Source organism: Pseudoxanthomonas sp. CF385 (assembly GCF_900104255.1).
Taxonomy (GTDB): domain Bacteria; phylum Pseudomonadota; class Gammaproteobacteria; order Xanthomonadales; family Xanthomonadaceae; genus Pseudoxanthomonas_A.
Map to the genome: position 1 here is coordinate 1536356 of NZ_FNKZ01000001.1, position 17091 is coordinate 1553446.

Annotated in this window: 14 protein-coding genes and 1 riboswitch; of the genes, 5 read left to right on the forward strand and 9 right to left on the reverse strand. The window is 68.8% G+C overall.

The annotated features are described in order from the left end of the window. Positions 1-11: 11 nt before the first annotated feature. Complete coding sequence (locus tag BLT45_RS07010; RefSeq protein WP_093296794.1) at positions 12-470, reverse strand: hemerythrin domain-containing protein; 459 nt, start codon at positions 468-470, stop codon at positions 12-14. A 133-nt stretch (positions 471-603) separates the two neighbouring features. Between BLT45_RS07010 and BLT45_RS07015 the strand changes: the two genes are divergently transcribed. Then, entirely contained in the window at positions 604-1032 is a 429-nt protein-coding gene (locus BLT45_RS07015; RefSeq protein WP_093296796.1) for a VOC family protein, read from the forward strand. A gap of 184 nt (positions 1033-1216) precedes the next feature. Here BLT45_RS07015 and BLT45_RS07020 read toward each other — a convergent pair whose 3' ends face one another. Further along, positions 1217-1984 carry an SDR family NAD(P)-dependent oxidoreductase gene (locus BLT45_RS07020; RefSeq protein ID WP_093296798.1) on the reverse strand — a complete coding sequence of 256 codons (768 nt, stop codon included), beginning with the start codon at positions 1982-1984 and terminating at the stop codon, positions 1217-1219. 127 nt (positions 1985-2111) lie between these two features. Here BLT45_RS07020 and BLT45_RS07025 point away from each other — a divergent pair, with 127 nt between their 5' ends. Beyond that, a complete protein-coding gene (locus BLT45_RS07025) occupies positions 2112-3014 on the forward strand; it encodes a LysR family transcriptional regulator (protein ID WP_093296800.1) in 903 nt (300 codons plus the stop codon). A gap of 32 nt (positions 3015-3046) precedes the next feature. Here BLT45_RS07025 and BLT45_RS07030 read toward each other — a convergent pair whose 3' ends face one another. Together BLT45_RS07030 and BLT45_RS07035 are read right to left on the reverse strand one after the other, a co-directional pair. Further along, positions 3047-4291: a cation:proton antiporter gene (locus tag BLT45_RS07030; RefSeq protein WP_093296802.1), complete on the reverse strand. Its 1245-nt coding sequence runs from the start codon at positions 4289-4291 to the stop codon at positions 3047-3049. Next, positions 4288-5223, reverse strand: coding sequence for an AraC family transcriptional regulator (locus BLT45_RS07035; RefSeq protein WP_093296804.1), 936 nt, complete (start codon positions 5221-5223; stop codon positions 4288-4290). The genes BLT45_RS07030 and BLT45_RS07035 overlap by 4 nt, the downstream gene beginning before the upstream one ends. 96 nt (positions 5224-5319) lie before the next feature. Here BLT45_RS07035 and BLT45_RS07040 point away from each other — a divergent pair, with 96 nt between their 5' ends. Further along, entirely contained in the window at positions 5320-6066 is a 747-nt protein-coding gene (locus BLT45_RS07040) for an SDR family oxidoreductase (protein WP_093296806.1), read from the forward strand. A 9-nt stretch (positions 6067-6075) separates the two neighbouring features. Here BLT45_RS07040 and BLT45_RS07045 read toward each other — a convergent pair whose 3' ends face one another. Beyond that, positions 6076-7260, reverse strand: a complete 1185-nt coding sequence (locus BLT45_RS07045) for an FAD-binding domain (RefSeq protein ID WP_093296808.1) — start codon at positions 7258-7260, stop codon at positions 6076-6078. A gap of 124 nt (positions 7261-7384) precedes the next feature. Beyond that, the gene (gcvP, locus tag BLT45_RS07050) at positions 7385-10288 is read right to left on the reverse strand and encodes an aminomethyl-transferring glycine dehydrogenase (protein ID WP_175455750.1); all 2904 of its coding nucleotides are present in this window, start codon (positions 10286-10288) and stop codon (positions 7385-7387) included. A gap of 42 nt (positions 10289-10330) precedes the next feature. Next, positions 10331-10449, reverse strand: a riboswitch (glycine riboswitch). 221 nt (positions 10450-10670) lie between these two features. Here gcvP and BLT45_RS07055 point away from each other — a divergent pair. Continuing rightward, complete coding sequence (locus BLT45_RS07055) at positions 10671-11924, forward strand: multidrug effflux MFS transporter (RefSeq protein ID WP_093296812.1); 1254 nt, start codon at positions 10671-10673, stop codon at positions 11922-11924. A gap of 19 nt (positions 11925-11943) precedes the next feature. After that, on the forward strand, positions 11944-12354 hold the full coding sequence (locus BLT45_RS07060; RefSeq protein WP_093296814.1) for a hypothetical protein: 411 nt from the start codon (positions 11944-11946) through the stop codon (positions 12352-12354). A 135-nt stretch (positions 12355-12489) separates the two neighbouring features. Here BLT45_RS07060 and BLT45_RS07065 read toward each other — a convergent pair whose 3' ends face one another. From BLT45_RS07065 to BLT45_RS07075, 3 genes are all read right to left on the reverse strand, one after another. Continuing rightward, positions 12490-13041: a metal-dependent hydrolase gene (locus BLT45_RS07065; protein ID WP_093296816.1), complete on the reverse strand. Its 552-nt coding sequence runs from the start codon at positions 13039-13041 to the stop codon at positions 12490-12492. A 124-nt stretch (positions 13042-13165) separates the two neighbouring features. Beyond that, a complete protein-coding gene (locus tag BLT45_RS07070) occupies positions 13166-14719 on the reverse strand; it encodes a trypsin-like serine peptidase (protein WP_093296818.1) in 1554 nt (517 codons plus the stop codon). 71 nt (positions 14720-14790) lie between these two features. Beyond that, entirely contained in the window at positions 14791-16767 is a 1977-nt protein-coding gene (locus tag BLT45_RS07075; RefSeq protein ID WP_093296820.1) for a M2 family metallopeptidase, read from the reverse strand. Positions 16768-17091 lie beyond the last annotated feature (324 nt).

A 17091-nucleotide genomic window follows, 5' to 3' on the forward strand; every position in this document is an offset into this window, starting at 1 on the left:
CCGTCGCGGGGCTATTCCGCTTCCAGTTCCTTGCGCATGCGCGCGTAGTCGCGGCGGTACTGGCGGGCGAGCTGCGCTTTCTTGGTCGCGCCGAGGATGCGGCCGGAGACCTGGAAGAACTTCTTCTCTTCCTCGCGCAGATGGTGGTGCACCTTCTCCGACAGTTCGCGCGCCTTCTTCAGCCAGGCGACGTGCCGCGGGTCGAGGGCCTGGATGTCTTCGACCAGTTCGTCGATCTCGTGGTGTTCGTGCAGGGCGTGGCGCGAAGAATTCAGGCCGCGGTCGTCCATCAGGATGGGCACGTAGAGGAAACGCTCCTCGGCGGCGGCGTGCGCGGCCAGTTCGATGCGCAGGGCGGTGAACAGATCCAGGCGCTCGCGCGTGCCGGGCTTGGAGCGCAGCAGGCGGCGGCACAGCGAACGCTGGGCTTCGTGGCTTTCGTGCAGGGCGTCGTAGATGGACTCGGGCATGGCGCGCTGGCGATGGCGGGCGGAACGCCAGACTCCCTCACGCGCTGTCGAGGCCGCGTTAACGGCGTATCGCGGACACTCGCTGTCCACAATGCCCGCGGATACTGCCGCGACCATCACCGGAGGTCCTGCCATGGAAACGAATGAACTGCATCGCGGTCGCCTGATCGACCACATCCAACTGGTCGTGCGCGACCTGGAGGCCAGCCGCACGTTCTATGCGGCGGTGTTCGACGTGCTCGGTATCCCGATGGCGGGCGAGGGTGGGAATTATTTCTGGGCCGACGAGCTCTTCGTCTCCACTGCCGACAGCGAAGCGGCACAGGGTGAACTCACCGGCCGCCACCACCTCGCGTTCCAGGCCCAGGACCGCGCGATGGTGGACCGCTTCCACGAAGTCGCCCTCGCGCACGGCGGCAAGGACAACGGCGCACCGGGCCTGCGCGATTACCACCCCGGCTACTACGGCGCGTTCGTGATCGACCCGGACGGCAACAACATCGAAGCCGTCTACCACGGCGAAGCCAAGCGCAGTGCGCCGTCGGTGAAGGTGGAGTTCTAGCGCCTTCTGATGCCTTCTCCCCGCGCGGCGGGGAGAAGGTGCCCGGAGGGCGGATGAGGGGCAAGCGCCGAACGCGGAAACATCATCGCGATGTTCCGTTCGCGCTGGTTCCGTTCGCCCCTCACCCGCCTTCGGCACCCTCTCCCCGCTGGCGCAGGGAGAGGGAAAGGCCACACACAACGGCTTACAGGAACATCCCGCCCGACGCTTCGATGCGCTGCGCGTTGACCCAGCGGTTGGCCGGCGAGAGCAGTGAGGCGATCACGCCGCCGATGTCATCGGGCACGCCCACGCGGCCGAGTGCGGTCTGCGAGGCGACGAAGGCGTTGAGCTGCGCGTTGTCGCGCACGGCGCCGCCGCCGAAGTCGGTTTCGATCGCGCCGGGCGCGACGATATTGACCGCGATGCCGCGCGCGCCCAGTTCCTTGGCCTGGTAGCGCGTCAGCACTTCCATCGCGCCCTTCATCGCCGCATAGGCGGCGTAGCCGGGCAGGGCGAAGCGGGCCAGGCCCGAGGAGATGTTGATGATGCGGCCGCCATCGGCGATCAGCGGCAACAAGGCCTGGGTCAGGAAGAACGGTCCCTTGAGGTGCACGTCGACCAGCGCATCGAACTGCGCACGCGTCGTTTCCGCGAAACCCGCATGCACGCCCATGCCGGCGTTGTTGACGAGGTGATCGAAGCGGTCGCGGTTCCAGACGGCAAGTTGCGCACGCACGCCCTCGGCGAAGATATCGAAGGTGTCGCTCTGGCCGACATCCAGCGGCAGTGCCGCGGCGCGCTGGCCGAGGGCTTCGATCTCGGCGACGACGGCCGCGGCTTCGGCCTGCTGGCTGCGGTAGGTGATCAGCACGTCGTGGCCCTGGCGGGCGACGGCCAGCGCCATGTTGCGGCCCAGGCCGCGGCTGCCGCCGGTGATCAGGGTGAGGGGGGAGGAAGGGGTCGTGGTCATGGCAGGTCTCCAGTCGGGGAAGGCGGTGGATTCACCGTGAGGGCACTGTATTGGGTGGGATTCTTTGGATAAATCCGCTTAGACTGATTGGACCGTTCATCCAGGACGAACAATCGTCGGAGCCTCCATGAACCGCCTCGACGCCATGCAGGCCTTCGTCCGGGTGGCCGAGATGGCCAGCTTCACCCGCGCCGCCGACAGCCTGGGCCTGCCCAAGGCCAGCGTCTCCACCGCCGTGCAGCAGCTGGAAGCCTGGCTGGGCACGCAGCTGTTGCACCGGACCACGCGGCGCGTTCAGCTGACCCAGGACGGCCAGGCCTTCTACGAGCGCTGCCAGGATCTGCTGGCGGACATGGACGAGGTGCAGCACCTGTTCGCGCGCTCGCCGCAGGCATTGCGCGGACGCCTGCGCGTGGACATGCCGGCGCGCTTCGCACGGCACTTCGTGCTGCCGCACCTGCCGGCGTTCCTGCACGACCATCCGCAACTGGCGCTGGAACTGAGCTGCACCGATCGTCGCGTGGACGTGGTGCGCGAGGGCTTCGACTGCGTGCTGCGCGTGGGTACGCTGGCCGACACCAGCCTGATCGCGCGGCCGCTCGGCCAGTTGCGCGTGGTGACCTGCGCCAGCCCCGGCTACCTGGAGCGGCACGGCGTGCCGCAGTCGCCGGAGGATCTGCACACGCATCGGCTGATCCACTACGCCAGCCAGTTCGGCGGCAAACCCGATGGCTGGGAATACTGGGACGGCGCGCGCTACGCGAGCGTGCCGATGGAAGGCGCGCTGACGGTGAACAGCTCCGACGCCTACGAAGCGGCCTGCATCGCCGGACTGGGGCTGATCCAGGCGCCGGTCGCCGGCCTGCGCACGCTGGTGGAGCAGGGGTTACTCGTGGAAGTGCTGCCGCAATACGCGGCCGAGCCGATGCCGGTGACGCTGCTGTACGCCCACCGCCGCCACTTGCCGCAGCGCGTGCAGGCCTTCATGGCGTGGCTGACGGAGACGACGCGTCCTTATTTGGATGCGTGAACTGGATGCGTGAGCCGGACGCGTAGGCACGATCACACGGCGTGGCGGCCGTGGGCGTCGGCGGTGACCCGGCGCTTCACCAGCGCACGGAAGAACGGGCCGGTAAGCAGCGTCGACAGCACGGCCAGGGTGACCAGCGCGGCGAACGCGTGTTCGGACAGCAGGCCCTTGTCGCGCAGGATGGTGGCCGCGACGATTTCCATCAGGCCCTTGCATTGCAGGAGCGCGCCGACCGCCAGCGCATCGCGACGCGACAGCGTGGCCGACGGCGGGCAGGCGAGCACGGCGACGAGCTTGGCGGCCACCGCCACCACCAGCAGCGCCAGCGAGGCCTGCAGCGAGGCCCAGCCCAGCACGCTGCCGTCGATCTTCAGGCCGCTGTGGCCGAAGAACAGCGGCGCGATGCCAATCAGGGCGAACTGGCCGAGGCGTTCCACCGGCACGCGACGCGACCACGTGGAAGGCACCATCGCGCCGCCGAAGTAAGCGCCGAGCAACGCATGCAGACCGAGCTGCGAACTGGCCCAGGCACCGGCGACGAGGAACACCGGCAAGGCGATCCACACCGCCCATGCCGGCGGTGCCGCCTGTGCGCGCTGCGCCAGCCGGCCGGCGAAGGCGAGGACGACGAGCACGCCCACCGCGACTGCGGTGAGCGGCGAGGCGCTGGCCAGCAACGAGCCGCCTTCGGCCGCGAGCAGCAGCAGCGCGAGGCCTGTCCAGAGCACGGCGTCATCGATCACCGCGATGCGCAGGGCGATCTGGGTGAGTGGGCGGTGCAGCGGGCCGAGCTCGCGGATGATGCCGATCAGCACGGGCAACGCGCTCACCGCGATGCACAGGCCGATCGCCAGCGAACCCATCCACGCGCCGCCCTTCGGCGCCTCCCAACCGGGCAGGCCGGTGAAGTAGTAATGCGCGGCCAGCGTGCCGGCGACGAAGGGCAGCAGCAGCGCCATGCCGGCGCTGGCGATGAAGCGCAGCGCCTGCGGACGCGGCAGCGGCGCGGCATTCGCTGCACTGGGCAGATGCGCGGACTGGCGGGTTTCCAGGCCGGCGGTGAAGGCGAGCAGCAGCACGCCGAGGAAGCCGATCTGGTCGCCGAGTTTCGACGGCACGCCCCAACTGGCCGGCAGCACGCCGGTGGCCGCCAGCAGCAGGCCGATGATGATCGGGATGACGGCGATGGGGATGGAGCGCTGCAGCACGCGCCAGGCCGTCCAGGCCAGGCCGATGAAGATCAGGGCATCGAGGGCGAGCGCGGTCAGGTCGGTCATGGCGGCGATGATAGCCGCGCATCGCGGGGCGTGGCTTCGTGCTGGCGGGCGTAACGCCGCGGGGGCAGGCCGATATGGCGATGGAAGGCCATGCTGAAGGTGCTCACCGAGCGGTAGCCCACCTGTTCGGCGGCTTCGGCCACGCTGGCGCGGCCCTCGCGCAGCAGCTCGCGGGCGAGCGCCATCCGCCACGCCAGCAGATAACCCATCGGAGCCACGCCCAGCGCACGGCTGAAGCGCTCGAAGTAAGCCGAGCGGGAGAGCGCGGCGCGCTCGGCCAACTGGTCGACGGTCCATGCATGCGCGGGGCGTGCATGCAGGTCGCGCAACGAGGGGGCCAGGCGCACGTCGGCCAGCCCGCGCAGCAGTCCGGGCGGCGCGGACGCGCCCGGCGTGGCGCGCAGGGATTCGACCAACAGCAGGTCCACCAGCCGCGACAGCACCACGGCGCGACCTGGCCAGTCGTGGTCGGCCTCATCGCTCAACAGGGTTACCAGCTGCGACAGCCGCGGCACGCCGCGCACGTGCACCAGCGTGGGCAGCAGCGAAGCGAGCAACGTCGGCTCCTGCGGCTCGAAGCGGAACCAGCCGCCCAGCAACCGCACCTCCGGCGGACCGTCCTGGCGGCCGTGGCGGACCTCGCGGTCGGGCGACGGGTCGCGGACGGGATCGATGTGAGTGGGCAGTCGGGTCAGGCCATCCGAGAGCAGGAAGCCCGGGGTCGCCGGCAGCAGCACGAAATCGCCGGCCTCGAGGGTGATCGCCTCCTCGCCGTCGACGGCCAGTACGCACCGGCCCTCCTGGACGATGCAGAAGCTGGGTTCGCCGAAGGTGGCGTAGCGCACGGCCCATCGCCCGGCGGCGCTGATGCCCTTGGAGAAAGCGGCGTGGGGCCGGAGCAGGCGGACGATATCGGAGAGGGGGTCGGACATCCGGACGATCCGAGAAGAAAGGTGGACATATCGCAATGGAGCGTCCGGTGATGCTCGCCTATCGTGGCCTCCCGATCAACAACCCCGGAATCCCCGATGAAGACTGTCCTCATCACCGGCTGCTCCTCCGGCTACGGCCTGCAGACCGCCCGCCACTTCCACGCCCAGGGCTGGCGCGTCATCGCCACGATGCGCACGCCGCGCGCCGACCTGCTGCCGAACGACGAACGCCTCAGCGTGCTGGCGCTGGACGTCACCCGCCCGGACAGCATCGCCGCCGCGCTCGACGCCGCCGGTCCGCTGGACGCGCTGGTCAACAATGCGGGGCTCGGCCTGTTCGGTGCGTTCGAAGCCACGCCGATGGCCACGGTGCGCGAGATCTTCGAGACCAACACCTTCGGCACGATGGCGATGACGCAGGCGGTGATCCCGCAGTTCCGCGCGCGCCGTGCCGGCACCGTCGTCAACGTCACCTCCAGCGCGACGCTGGCGCCAATGCCGCTGGTGGCGGCGTACACCGCCAGCAAGACGGCGATCGAAGGCTTCACCGCCTCGCTCGCGCACGAGCTGGGCGCCTTCGACGTGGCGGTGCGTCTGGTCGAACCGGGGTACGCACCCACCACGCGCTTCGCGGCCAATGGCGAAGAGCGCATGCGCGGCCTGGTACCCGAGGCCTATGCGCGCTATGCGCAGGATGTGTTCGCGCAGCTCACCGACGTCAGCGCCTTCACCCAGGAAACCGATGTCGCGCAAGCGGTCTGGGATGCGGTCCATGATGCGACGGGACAACTGCGGTTTCCCGCGGGCGCGGATGCGGTGGCGCTGGCGGCGGTCGCGCGCTGAGCGCGTGCGTCAGAGGCCGTATGCCGGCAACGTCGCTTCGTCGTGGAAGTAGCGCCCCATCAGCAGTTTGGGAAATACGGGAAGCCGCATCAGCAGCGTCGTGTAGTCGCGCAGGCACACCCCCAGCGCCGTTCTGGGGACGAACGACGCTGCCAGGCTTTCTGCGAGTTTCTGTTTGCGCGCAACGGCGGCATGCAGTCGTGCCTGGTAAGCGGCCAACGCGGCGCCCGTATCGTCGCCATGGCGGTGCAGTTCTCCGGCGAGCACGTACGCTTCCGCCAGCGCGAAGCCCGCGCCCTCGCCTGCGATGAGGGAAGGGCAGGCCGCGGCATCGCCGATCAGCGCCACGTTGCCCCGGAACCAGGTGTCCATGCGGATCTGGCTGATGCTGTCGAAGTAGATGTCGTCCGCCTGCGCGATGGCCGAGGCGATGGCGTCGGATTCCCATCCGATGCCGTCGAGCGCGCGGATCAACGTGGCCTTGCGTCCTGCATGGTCGTTGGGCGCTCCGCCCGCGAGGTGCTCGTCCCGCAACAGGACGAAGAAGAGCATCCGATCGTCGCGCATCGGAAAGCGCGCGACGTACCGGCCGGGCGCCGTATACGCCACGTAGGCGTTCCCGTTGCGGGGCCGGTAGCCGGCCACTTCGAACGAGGCGACGTGGCAGCCCATCGGGTACTCGAACCGCGCGTCGGGACCGAACACGTGGTGGCGGACACGCGAATGCAGGCCGTCGGCCCCGATCACGAGATCTGCTTCCTGCGGTGCCGCATGTTCGAAGTGGACCTGCACGCGTGTGCCGTCGTCCTCGACGGCCGCGACGCTGTCGTCGAACCGGGTTTCGACGCGGCCATCGAGGGACGCGTAGATCGTGGCGGCAATGTCGGATCTCGCCAGCGTGGCCATGCGTCCCCGGGCGAGCTTCAGCAGTACGCTGGACGGATAACCGCCGCGCGTGCGGCCGGCCCGGTCCACCATGCGCAACTCGTCGGCGGTGTGTTGCATGTCCAGCAGGGTGGGCAGCAGGCCCATATACTCCACTGCGTCGTAGCCGATACCCCAGAGGTTGACCACGAAACCGCCCGTCCGCAGTGCGGGCGCGCGCTCCACCAGGGTCACGTCGTGGCCGAGCCTGCCCAGCCAGTAGGCCAGCGCGGTTCCCGCGATGCCGGCTCCGTTGATGACGACTTTCATCGACGCGTCTCCCCAGGGGTCGAATCCAAGCATGCCCAGTATCGGGCGCGCGCGCACCTTGTCCCGGTGGCGCAAGAAAAAGCCCCGCATCGGCGGGGCTTCTTCGTCATCCGTGGTACCGCACTCAGGCGTCCACTTCGTCCTTGTACGCATCCACCGGGATGCAGGCGCACATGACGTTCTTGTCACCGTAGACGTTGTCCACGCGCGCGACCGGCGGCCAGTACTTCTGCAGCTTCAGCGTGGCCAGCGGGAACGCGGCCAGTTCGCGCGGATACGCATGGGTCCACTCGCTGGCCATCACCATCGTGGCGGTGTGCGGCGCGTTCTTCAGCGGGTTGTCCTCGCGGTCCAGGCGACCGTCTTCGACCGCGCGGATCTCTTCGCGGATCTCGATCATCGCGTCGATGAAGCGGTCCAGTTCGTGCTGCGATTCGCTTTCGGTCGGTTCGACCATCAGCGTGCCGGCCACGGGGAAGCTCAGCGTGGGCGCGTGGAAGCCGAAGTCGATCAGGCGCTTGGCGACGTCCTCGGCGCTGATGCCGGTGGCGTCCTTGATCGGGCGCAGGTCGAGGATGCACTCGTGCGCCACCAGCCCGTTGCGACCGGTGTACAGCGTCTCGTAGTGCGCTTCCAGGCGCTTGGCGATGTAGTTGGCGTTGAGCAACGCCACCTGGGTGGCCTTGCGCAGGCCGGAGGCGCCCATCAGGGTGACGTACATCCAGCTGATCGGCAGGATGCTGGCGCTGCCGAAGCTGGCCGCGCTGACCATGCCGACGTCGCCTTCGCCGCCGAGCTTCTTCGGCAGGTAGGGCGCCAGGTGCGCCTTCACCGCGCACGGGCCGACGCCCGGGCCGCCGCCGCCGTGCGGAATGCAGAAGGTCTTGTGCAGGTTGAGGTGCGAGACGTCCGAGCCCCACTTGCCGGGCTTGGCCACGCCGACCAGCGCATTCATGTTGGCGCCATCGGTGTACACCTGGCCGCCGTGCTGGTGGACGATGTCGCAGATGGCGACCACGTCTTCCTCGAACACGCCGTGCGTGGACGGGTAGGTGATCATGATCGCGGCCAGGCGGTCGCTGTACTTCTCGGCGGCGCGGCGGATATCTTCGACATCGACGTTGCCGTTGGCGTCGCATTTGGTGACCACCACGGTCATGCCGCACATCTGCGCGCTGGCCGGGTTGGTGCCGTGCGCGGATTCGGGGATCAGGCAGATGTCGCGGTGGGCGTCGCCGCGCGCGCGGTGGTAGGCGCGGATCGCCAGCAGGCCGGCGTACTCGCCCTGCGCACCGGAGTTCGGCTGCAGGCTGACGGCGTCGTAACCAGTGCACTCGACCAGCATGGCTTCCAGCTCATCGATCAGCTGGGTGTAGCCCTGCGACTGCTCGGCCGGCGCGAAAGGATGGATGTTGCCGAATTCCGGCCACGTCACCGGGATCATCTCGGCGGTGGCATTGAGCTTCATGGTGCAGCTGCCCAGCGGGATCATGGTGCGGTCCAGCGCCAGGTCCTTGTCCGACAGCGCACGCATGTAGCGCAGCAGTTCGTGCTCGCTATGGTGGGTGTTGAACACCGGGTGAGTCAGGAATTCGCTGGTGCGGCGCAGGGCGGCCGGGATCAGCGAGGGCGCGCTGGCGTCCAGCGCATCGATCGACGGCAGCGTGACGCCGTCACCGGCGAACACGCCCCACAGCGCTTCGACTTCGGCGCGCGTGGTGGTTTCGTCCAGCGACACGCACAGCGAACCGTTGCCGCGCACGCGCAGGTTGATGCGGGCAGCGCGGGCACGGGCGAGGATGGCGTCGCGCGCGTCGCCCGGCTCGATGCACAGGGTGTCGAACGCGCTGGCGTGCACGGCCGGGTAACCCAGCGTGCGCAGGCCTTCGGCGAGGATGGCGGTGAGGCGCGCGACACGGCCGGCGATGCGCTTCAGCCCTTCGGGGCCATGGTAGACGGCGTACATGCTGGCCATCACCGCCAGCAGCACTTGCGCGGTGCAGATGTTGGAGGTGGCCTTCTCGCGGCGGATGTGCTGCTCGCGCGTCTGCAGTGTGAGGCGGTACGCGGCCTTGCCTTCGGCATCGACCGATACGCCGATCAAACGGCCCGGCATGCTGCGCTTGTAGGCGTCGCGGCAGGCCATGAAGCCGGCGTGCGGGCCGCCGAAACCGAACGGCACGCCGAAGCGCTGCGAATTGCCGACCACGATGTCGGCGCCCATCTCGCCCGGCGACTTCAGCAGGGTGAGCGCGAGCAGGTCGGTGGCGACGACGAACAGGGCGTTGTTCGTGTGGATGGTCTCGGCATCCTTCGTCCATTCCTCGACCCAACCGCTGGAGGCCGGGTACTGCACGAGCACGCCGAAGTAGTCGCCGGCGGCGAGCTTTTCGTGGAAGGCGTCGGTGGAGCGCACGACATCGACGGTGATGCCCAGCGGTTCGGCGCGGGTGGCCAGCACTTCCAGCGTCTGCGGGTGGGTATCGCCGGCGACCAGGAAGGTGTTCGACTTCGATTTGGCCGAGCGCTTGGCCAGCGTCATCGCCTCGGCGGCGGCGGTGCCTTCGTCCAGCAGCGAGGCGTTGGCGATCTCCATGCCGGTCAGGTCGGCGACCATGGTCTGGAAGTTGATCAGCGCTTCCATGCGGCCCTGCGAGATCTCCGCCTGGTAGGGCGTGTAGGCCGTGTACCAGGCCGGGTTCTCGAGGATGTTGCGCAGGATGACCTTCGGCGTATGGGTGCCGTAATAACCCTGGCCGATGAAGCTGCGGAAGACCTGGTTGCGGTCGGCGACGGCGCGGATCTTCGCCAGCGCTTCTTCTTCGTTGATCGGCGAAGGCAGGGCCAGCGGCTGCGCGGACTTGATGTTGGTCGGCACGATGGCGTCGGTCATCGCGTCCAGCGAGTCGTGGCCGACGATGCGCAGCATGTGCGCGATCTCGGCGTCGTTGGGGCCGATGTGGCGTTCGAGGAACGCGCCGTGGTGCTCGAGCTCGCGCAGGGTGGGGGTGTTCGACATGGCAGGCATCCGGGAAGGGCAAAGAGGACCGGCGCGCGGAGAACGCACGTGGGATGCCCCTCTGTCCTTTTGCCTGAGAGTTTGGAAGCGCGGCGGACGAGGTCGCGTGCTTCGTGCCCCTTCGGCGCCGGCGCTGCCGCGAGGCGGCCGGTCTCTCCAGAGTGTCTGCTGCAGTGGTGGTATCGGGCCTGAGCGATTACGGGCGTTTGCGCCTTCGGCAGCCGGTCGCGTGCGACGGGCTTCTCCCACCGGGTGTTGCCGGCCAAGTATAGCCCGGGATAGCCCGCCGATGGCCCCGTGGCGGGGCCGCCGGCGGTTTCGGCGTACCATGTGCCGCCCGGCGCGGCCTGTTCATGGTGGACCGCCGCGCCCGTCCGGAGCGTCCCCCGCAATGAGTGCCCCCCACGCCATCTCCAACCGCCGCCTGGCCCTGCTGCTGGGCGGGCTGGCGATGTTCGGCCCGTTCTCGATCGACACCATCTTCCCGGCCTTCCCGGCGATGGGCGCGCAGCTGGGCGCGGACAAGGTGGCGATGCAGCAGACCATCAGCGCGTACCTGCTGACCTATGCGCTGATGAGCCTGGTGCACGGTCCGCTGTCGGACGCGTTCGGGCGCAAGCGGGTGATCCAGGGCGGCCTGTTCGTGTTCCTGCTGGCTTCGGCCGGCTGCGCGCTGGCCACCGACATGGGCACGCTGCTGCTGTTCCGCGCGCTGCAGGGCCTCTCGGCCGGCGTGGGCTTCATCGTCGGCCGCGCGGTGATCCGCGATGCGCGCCACGGCGACGACGCGCAGCGGCTGATGAGCCAGGTCTCGATGATCTTCGGCATCGCCCCGGCGATCGCGCCGATCGTCGGCGGCTGGATCCTGGGCTGGAGCGCCTGGCCGATGATCTTCTGGTTCCTGGCCGCGTTCTCGCTGCTGTTGCTGGTCGCGGTGGCCGTGTGGCTGCCCGAGACCCATCCGGCCGAAGTGCGCCTGAAGGTGTCGCCGCGCCACCTGCTGCGCGACTACGTCGGCATCGTGCGCAATCGCCGTTTCCTGCGCCTGGCGCTGGCCGGTTCGCTGAGCTTCGGCGGCCTGTTCCTGTACATCGCCTCCGCGCCCGCGTTCGTGATGGACCTGCTGCACCTCAACGAGCAGCAGTTCGCGTGGCTGTTCCTGCCGACCATCGGGGGCATGGTGCTGGGCGCGTTCCTCTCGGGGCGCGCGGCCGGCCGGATGGAGGGCGCGCGCCTGGTGAAGATCGGCTACGCCTGCATGGCGTTGGCGATGGTGGCTAACGTGGGCTACAACGCCTGGGCCGGCGCGGACATCCGGGTGCCGTGGGCCGTGCTGCCGATGATGCTGGCCGCCTTGGGCGTGGCGCTGGTGTTCCCGATCCTCACCCTGGCCATCCTCGACATGTATCCGCGCCAGCGCGGCGCGGCGTCCTCGCTGCAGGCCTTCAGCAACCTGGTGGTCAATGCCATCATCGCCGGTGTGCTGTCGCCGCTGCTGAGCCATCATGGCCTGCATCTGGCGCTGGGCATGGCCGGCTTCGTGCTGGTCGGCTGGCTGATGTGGCAATGGGAATCGCACGCCAGCCGTCGCCAGCCCGCGTGTCCGCGCGCGCCGGCCGCGCTCGAGCCCACCGACCAACTCTGACCTGCAACGAGATCTCCCCATGTCCATCCAGTCCAAGGCCCGCCGCGAAGCGAAGAAGCGCAAGGTCACCAAGGAGCGCAACCAGGCACGCGCCAACGCGCCGGCGATCGAGCCGCACGCCGAGTTGCGCAATCCGCAGGGCGAACTGCTCGCGGGCATCGTGCGCCAAGCGGGCGTCTGGGTGCTGGGCATGGACGGCCGCATCGCCGGCAGTTCCGACAGCGCGGCGGAAGTGTTGGCGATGATCAAGCAGGCCGCCGCGCTCCACGAAGCGCAGGGCAACGCGGTGCGCCTGGTGTACTCCGACGAGCTGCGCGACACCGCCGTCATCGAAGCGGCCGCGCAGGGACTGACGCTGGAACAGTTCGAGCAGCAGATGGCCGAACAGATGAAGGCGAACAAGCCGGAATCGGCGCCGGACATCAACTGACGCTTCGAGCGGTCCCGGTGCTCTTGGTGTAGGCGCGAGGTCAGTCGCGACCGCCCGACGTGGATGGGGAATACTCCCGGAAACGCTGGCAGGACTTCAACGCATCCTCGTCACAGGCCGCATGGACGCGTCATTTCACGGACGCGACTGACATCGCCCCTCCTGTGGCGCGCAGCGGCGGCGCCATGCGATCGCGCCCGCGACCACAACCGTCGGCAGCCACACCCAGCGCAGCTCCGACCACAGCACTTCCGCACCGCGCGCGCTGAAGAAGCGGTTCGCGAACGGCGACACCTCGACCACCCGCCAGGGCGCGAAATGACGCGCGTCGGACCACGGCCAGAACAGCGCCACGCCCAGTCCACCATCGGTCAGCATGTCGAGCAGGGGATGGGACGCGGCCGACAACGCGACGAAGGCCAGGGCACCGATCGCGCGCGCCCGCAGTGATCGTGCAAGGAGGGCCGCCAGGGCGCCGCAGGCGAGTGCGAACACCAACGAGTGGCTCGCGCCGCGGTGACCCCAGGCATGCGCGTAGTCGATGCCGAGCGCGAACATCGCGACATCGGCATCGGGCAGCACCGCGGCCGCCATGCCGGCGAGGGCCAGCCGTGGCGGGAGGCGGGTGCGGCCGAGCGCGACAGCGGCGGCAAGCGGGAGCAGGGCGTGGGTCAGGATCGTGGGCATGCGCGAGCGGGACTGCCGGGGCGACCAGCATCCGGCGCCTGCGTGGGCGGTCGATGAAGTCGGTGCGTACCCAAGAAAAAGGCCGGCATATGCCGGCCTTTTTTTCGCACCCCGTCGGCAGCGTTCAGCGTTCGCGCTGCGTGCGCGTCGGCTTCAACGAGCGAGGGCCTTCGATGATGGCCGGGCGCGTGCGGAGCGCCGGAGTCTCCGGCGTGCTCGCGGTGCGCGCGCCCTGACCCTGGGCTGTTGCGCCGGCACTCCGGACCAGAGGCTGCGAGCCGTTCTCACGCACCGGATCCGCGGCGATCCACTGCTTGATCTGCGGGAAGATCAGGTCCAGGCGGGAGTAGAAATCGCGGTTCTGCGCGTTGTTGAGGTTGCCGGAATTCGCGCAGGTCGCCCAGCCGCCGTACAGACCGCCCCGCAGGCGATACGAGTTGTCGGTGTAGCGGGTGAAGAGCCCCGAGCCGCTGCTGCCGCCTTCGGTCGTGCCTTCGAGCCAGCCTGCCGCAAACCGCTCCGGATAGGGGCTGCCGGTGACCGATTTGCCGAACGACACCTTTTTCGCGTCGCCCGCCGGATGGTGGATGGCCATGACGTCGGCATCCAGCGCAACGGGGCTGGCGTCCCACCCTGCGAACGTCGCACCGGCGGGGGCCGGGTTCCTGAGGCGCAGCAGGAGGGCGTCACTCGCGGCGTCGACGAAGAGCAGGTCGGCGCCGCCCGTCAGCGGATTCCCCCTGACGGCGTTGGTGACCGTGCACCCGGTGTTCTCGTACGCCCAGTAGGTGTTGAGCGTGTTCGCGACGGTCTGGTCGCCGATGCAGTGGGCGGCCGAGTAGAAGTAGGGCACCTGGGTGGCAGCGGTGGTGTCGTTGATGAGCGTCCCGGTGCACACATAGCTCTTGCCGCCGGTGGAGAACACCATGTGCGCCACCGCGTTCTTGGCCTGCACATAAGCAGGACCCAACGCGTCGACGCGGCAGACGGCGTTGATGTTGCACGCGCCGGAGTCGCCCAGTGCCTTCACGATCTTGAAATCGTTGCGGCTGTTGGTGAGCAGGTGCGAGATTTCCGGCGCCTGCAGCCTCGCCTGGAGCACCTTGACGTGGGCAGGGCGGTAGACCTCGATGATCTGCGCCGCGCCATCGGTGGCGGGCGTCCAGTACAGCCCCTGGGCATCGGCCAGCGACTGCGCTTCCGCGGCAGTGACCATGGCCACGACGCGTCCCGGATCGTCGGCGCCGGCGAAACGCAGTTCCACGTGGGGATGCAGTCCTTTCACCTGCAGGCCGACACGCAGACCGAGCGCATCCGGAGAGCCGATCTGCAGGCGCGCGACCGCGCCTCCCGTGCGGAGCGGCACCCAGCGCAACGCGGGCGTGGTGCGTCCGATGCCTTCGCTTGCGAGCTTCCGGCCGATGCCGATCTGGGTGGCCTTGATGCGCTGGCTGGCATTGCGTTGTTCGAGTTCGACCAGCCGCTCGAGCGCGAGTTCGCGGTAACCCTGGCCGATGGTGGTGCTCGCGGGAAACGGCGCCAGCTTCCACGCGGGCGCGGCCTGTGCGGGCGTGCGGCTGGCTTCACCGGCCACCTGGGTCACGCCCGCGCTGGCGGCCAGGGGCGTGGCGACCAGCATCAGGCTGGCCAGGCATCGCAGGGTGTTCGATCGCGTCATTCTTCGGACCTCCATGTCGGAGCGTGGGATTGGAACGGGCGGGCCTCACGCGGCCCGCCCATGCGTGCAACTCAGGGCTTGGCCGGCGCCGCCGCAGCGGCGGGCGCGGTGGCCGGCCATCCGCAGGTCTGGCCTTCGTTCTGCTGCTTCAGCCAGTCCTGCAGCGGAGCGAAGTACTCCAGCACCGGGCCGGCGTCCATCTTCTCGCCGCCGGTGAGCTCCTTCAGCGTGGCCTGCCACGGCTGGCCGGCGCCCTTCTCGAGCATCGCCCAGAACTTCTGGCCCGCGGCCTTGTTGCCGTAGAAGCTGCAGTTGTACAGCGGGCCCTTGTAGCCGGCCGCGTCGCACAGGCCCTTGTAGAACTGGAACTGCAGCACGTGCGAGAGGAAGTAGCGCGTATACGGCGTGTTGCCCGGCACGTGGTACTTCGCACCCGGATCGAAGAAGTCTTCGCCGCGCGCGGTCGCAGGCGCCACGCCCTGGTACTTCGCCTTCAGGTCCCACCAGGCCTTGTTGTAGTCGGCCGGCTTGATCGAACCGTCGAACACGCCCCAGCGCCAGCGGTCGATCATCAGCCCGAACGGCATGAAGGACACCTTCGCCAGCGCCATGCGCATCTGCGCATTGATCAGCGCTTCGTTGGTCTGCTGCTGTTCGCCGACCATGCCGATCGACTTCAGGTAATCCGGCGTCATCGCCAGCACCATCGTGTCGCCGATCGCCTCGTGGAAGCCATCGTGCGCGCCGGTCTGGAACAGCGGCGGCAGCTTGTTGTAGGCCAGGTAGTAATACACGTGGCCCAGCTCGTGGTAGATGGTGGTGAAGTCTTCCTCGTTGGGCTTGATGCACATCTTGGTGCGCACGTCGCCGGCCATGTTCATGTCCCACGCGCTGGCGTGGCAGACGACGTCACGGTCGATCGGCTTGATGAACTGGGTCTTGGTCCAGTAGCTCTCGGGCAGCTTGGGCATGCCGAGGCTGTTGTAGAAATCCTGCGCGCGCTCGGTCATCTGCTTGGCGACCTGCAGCTGCGCCTCGCGCTCGGCCTGGAAGAGCGCGTCCGTGCCCGGGCCGGGACCGGCCTTGGCCAGCGCCGCCTGGTAATCGGCCTGGTACTGCTTCTCCAGCGCGCCGGTGATGTCGAGGCTGCCGGCGCCCTTGTACGGCTCCAGCATGTCCCACAGGTTGCCCCAGTCCTGCTGCCACATGTTGCCCATCAGGTGGGCGGGCAGCAGGCCGTTGACCTGGCCCTTCTCCACGCCGTAGGTGGCCTGCAGCTTGGTGCGGGTGTAGCAGTGCAATTGCTCGTAGAGCGGCTTGACCTGGCCCCACAGGCGATCGGTTTCGGCGGCGATCTCGGCCGGCGTCATGTCGTAGCCGCTGCGCCACATTTCGCCGGTGTCGGCGAAGCCCATTTCCTTGGAGCCTTCGTTCACCAGTTCGACGAAGCGCGTGTAGTCCTTGCGCATCGGCTGGGCGATCGTGTGCCAACCCTGCCAGGCATCGAGCTGCGCGTCGTAGTCGCGGCTGCTGCGCAGCACGTCCTCGAGTTCGCCCAGCTGGCGGCACTTCTTTGCCTCTCCCTCACCCGTGCAGTACTCGCCTGCGCCATAGGCGCCTTCCATCTTGGTGGCGATCTGGGTCAGCTCGGCCAGCTTGGCCGGATCCTTCGGCGCGGGCATCGCGGTGGCCAGCTTCAGCAGCTGGATGGCGCGGGCCGTCTCCGGCGACATCTTCTGGCCTTCGAACTTCTTCGCCTGCTCGATCCAGGTGTTGAGCTGGGTCAGGTAACGTTCGTTGCCCTTGGCGGCCAGCAGCTGGCTGTCGTCGTTGATGTAGGTGCTCGACAGCCACTGGGCGGCGGTGAGCTCCGGGTACATCTTCTTGAACTCGTCGTTGACGCGCGCGATGAACTGGTCGGCGGTCTCGCCCTGCGGCGCGGCGGGTGCGGCGGTCGTATCCGCGGCGGGTTCGTCCTTCTTGCAGGCGGCGAGCGTGGCGACGCCGGCGCCGATGGCGAGGGCGAGCAGGAGGTGACGGTGCTTCACGGGACGTCCTTCGGGGTGCGGCTGGCACGGGAACCCGAAGGGTAGTGAGACGCGGAGGGGGCGGCAAGTCCGACGTCACGCCGCCTTGCGGGAAGGTGCTGTCAGCGGTGCGGCAGGCCCCGATCCTTCAGGAACGCGCGGGCGTCGTCGGCGTCGTGTTCGAACCGCGCCCACGGGAATGGCGGGCGCCGCGACAGATCGCGCGCCGCAGCGCGCCCGGGTGTCACCGCCGGGTCAGCGGAAGGGTAGCCCGCGCTGCTGCAGGAACGCGCGGGCGTCGTCGGCGTCGTGTTCGAACCGCGCCCACGGGAATGGCGGGCGCCG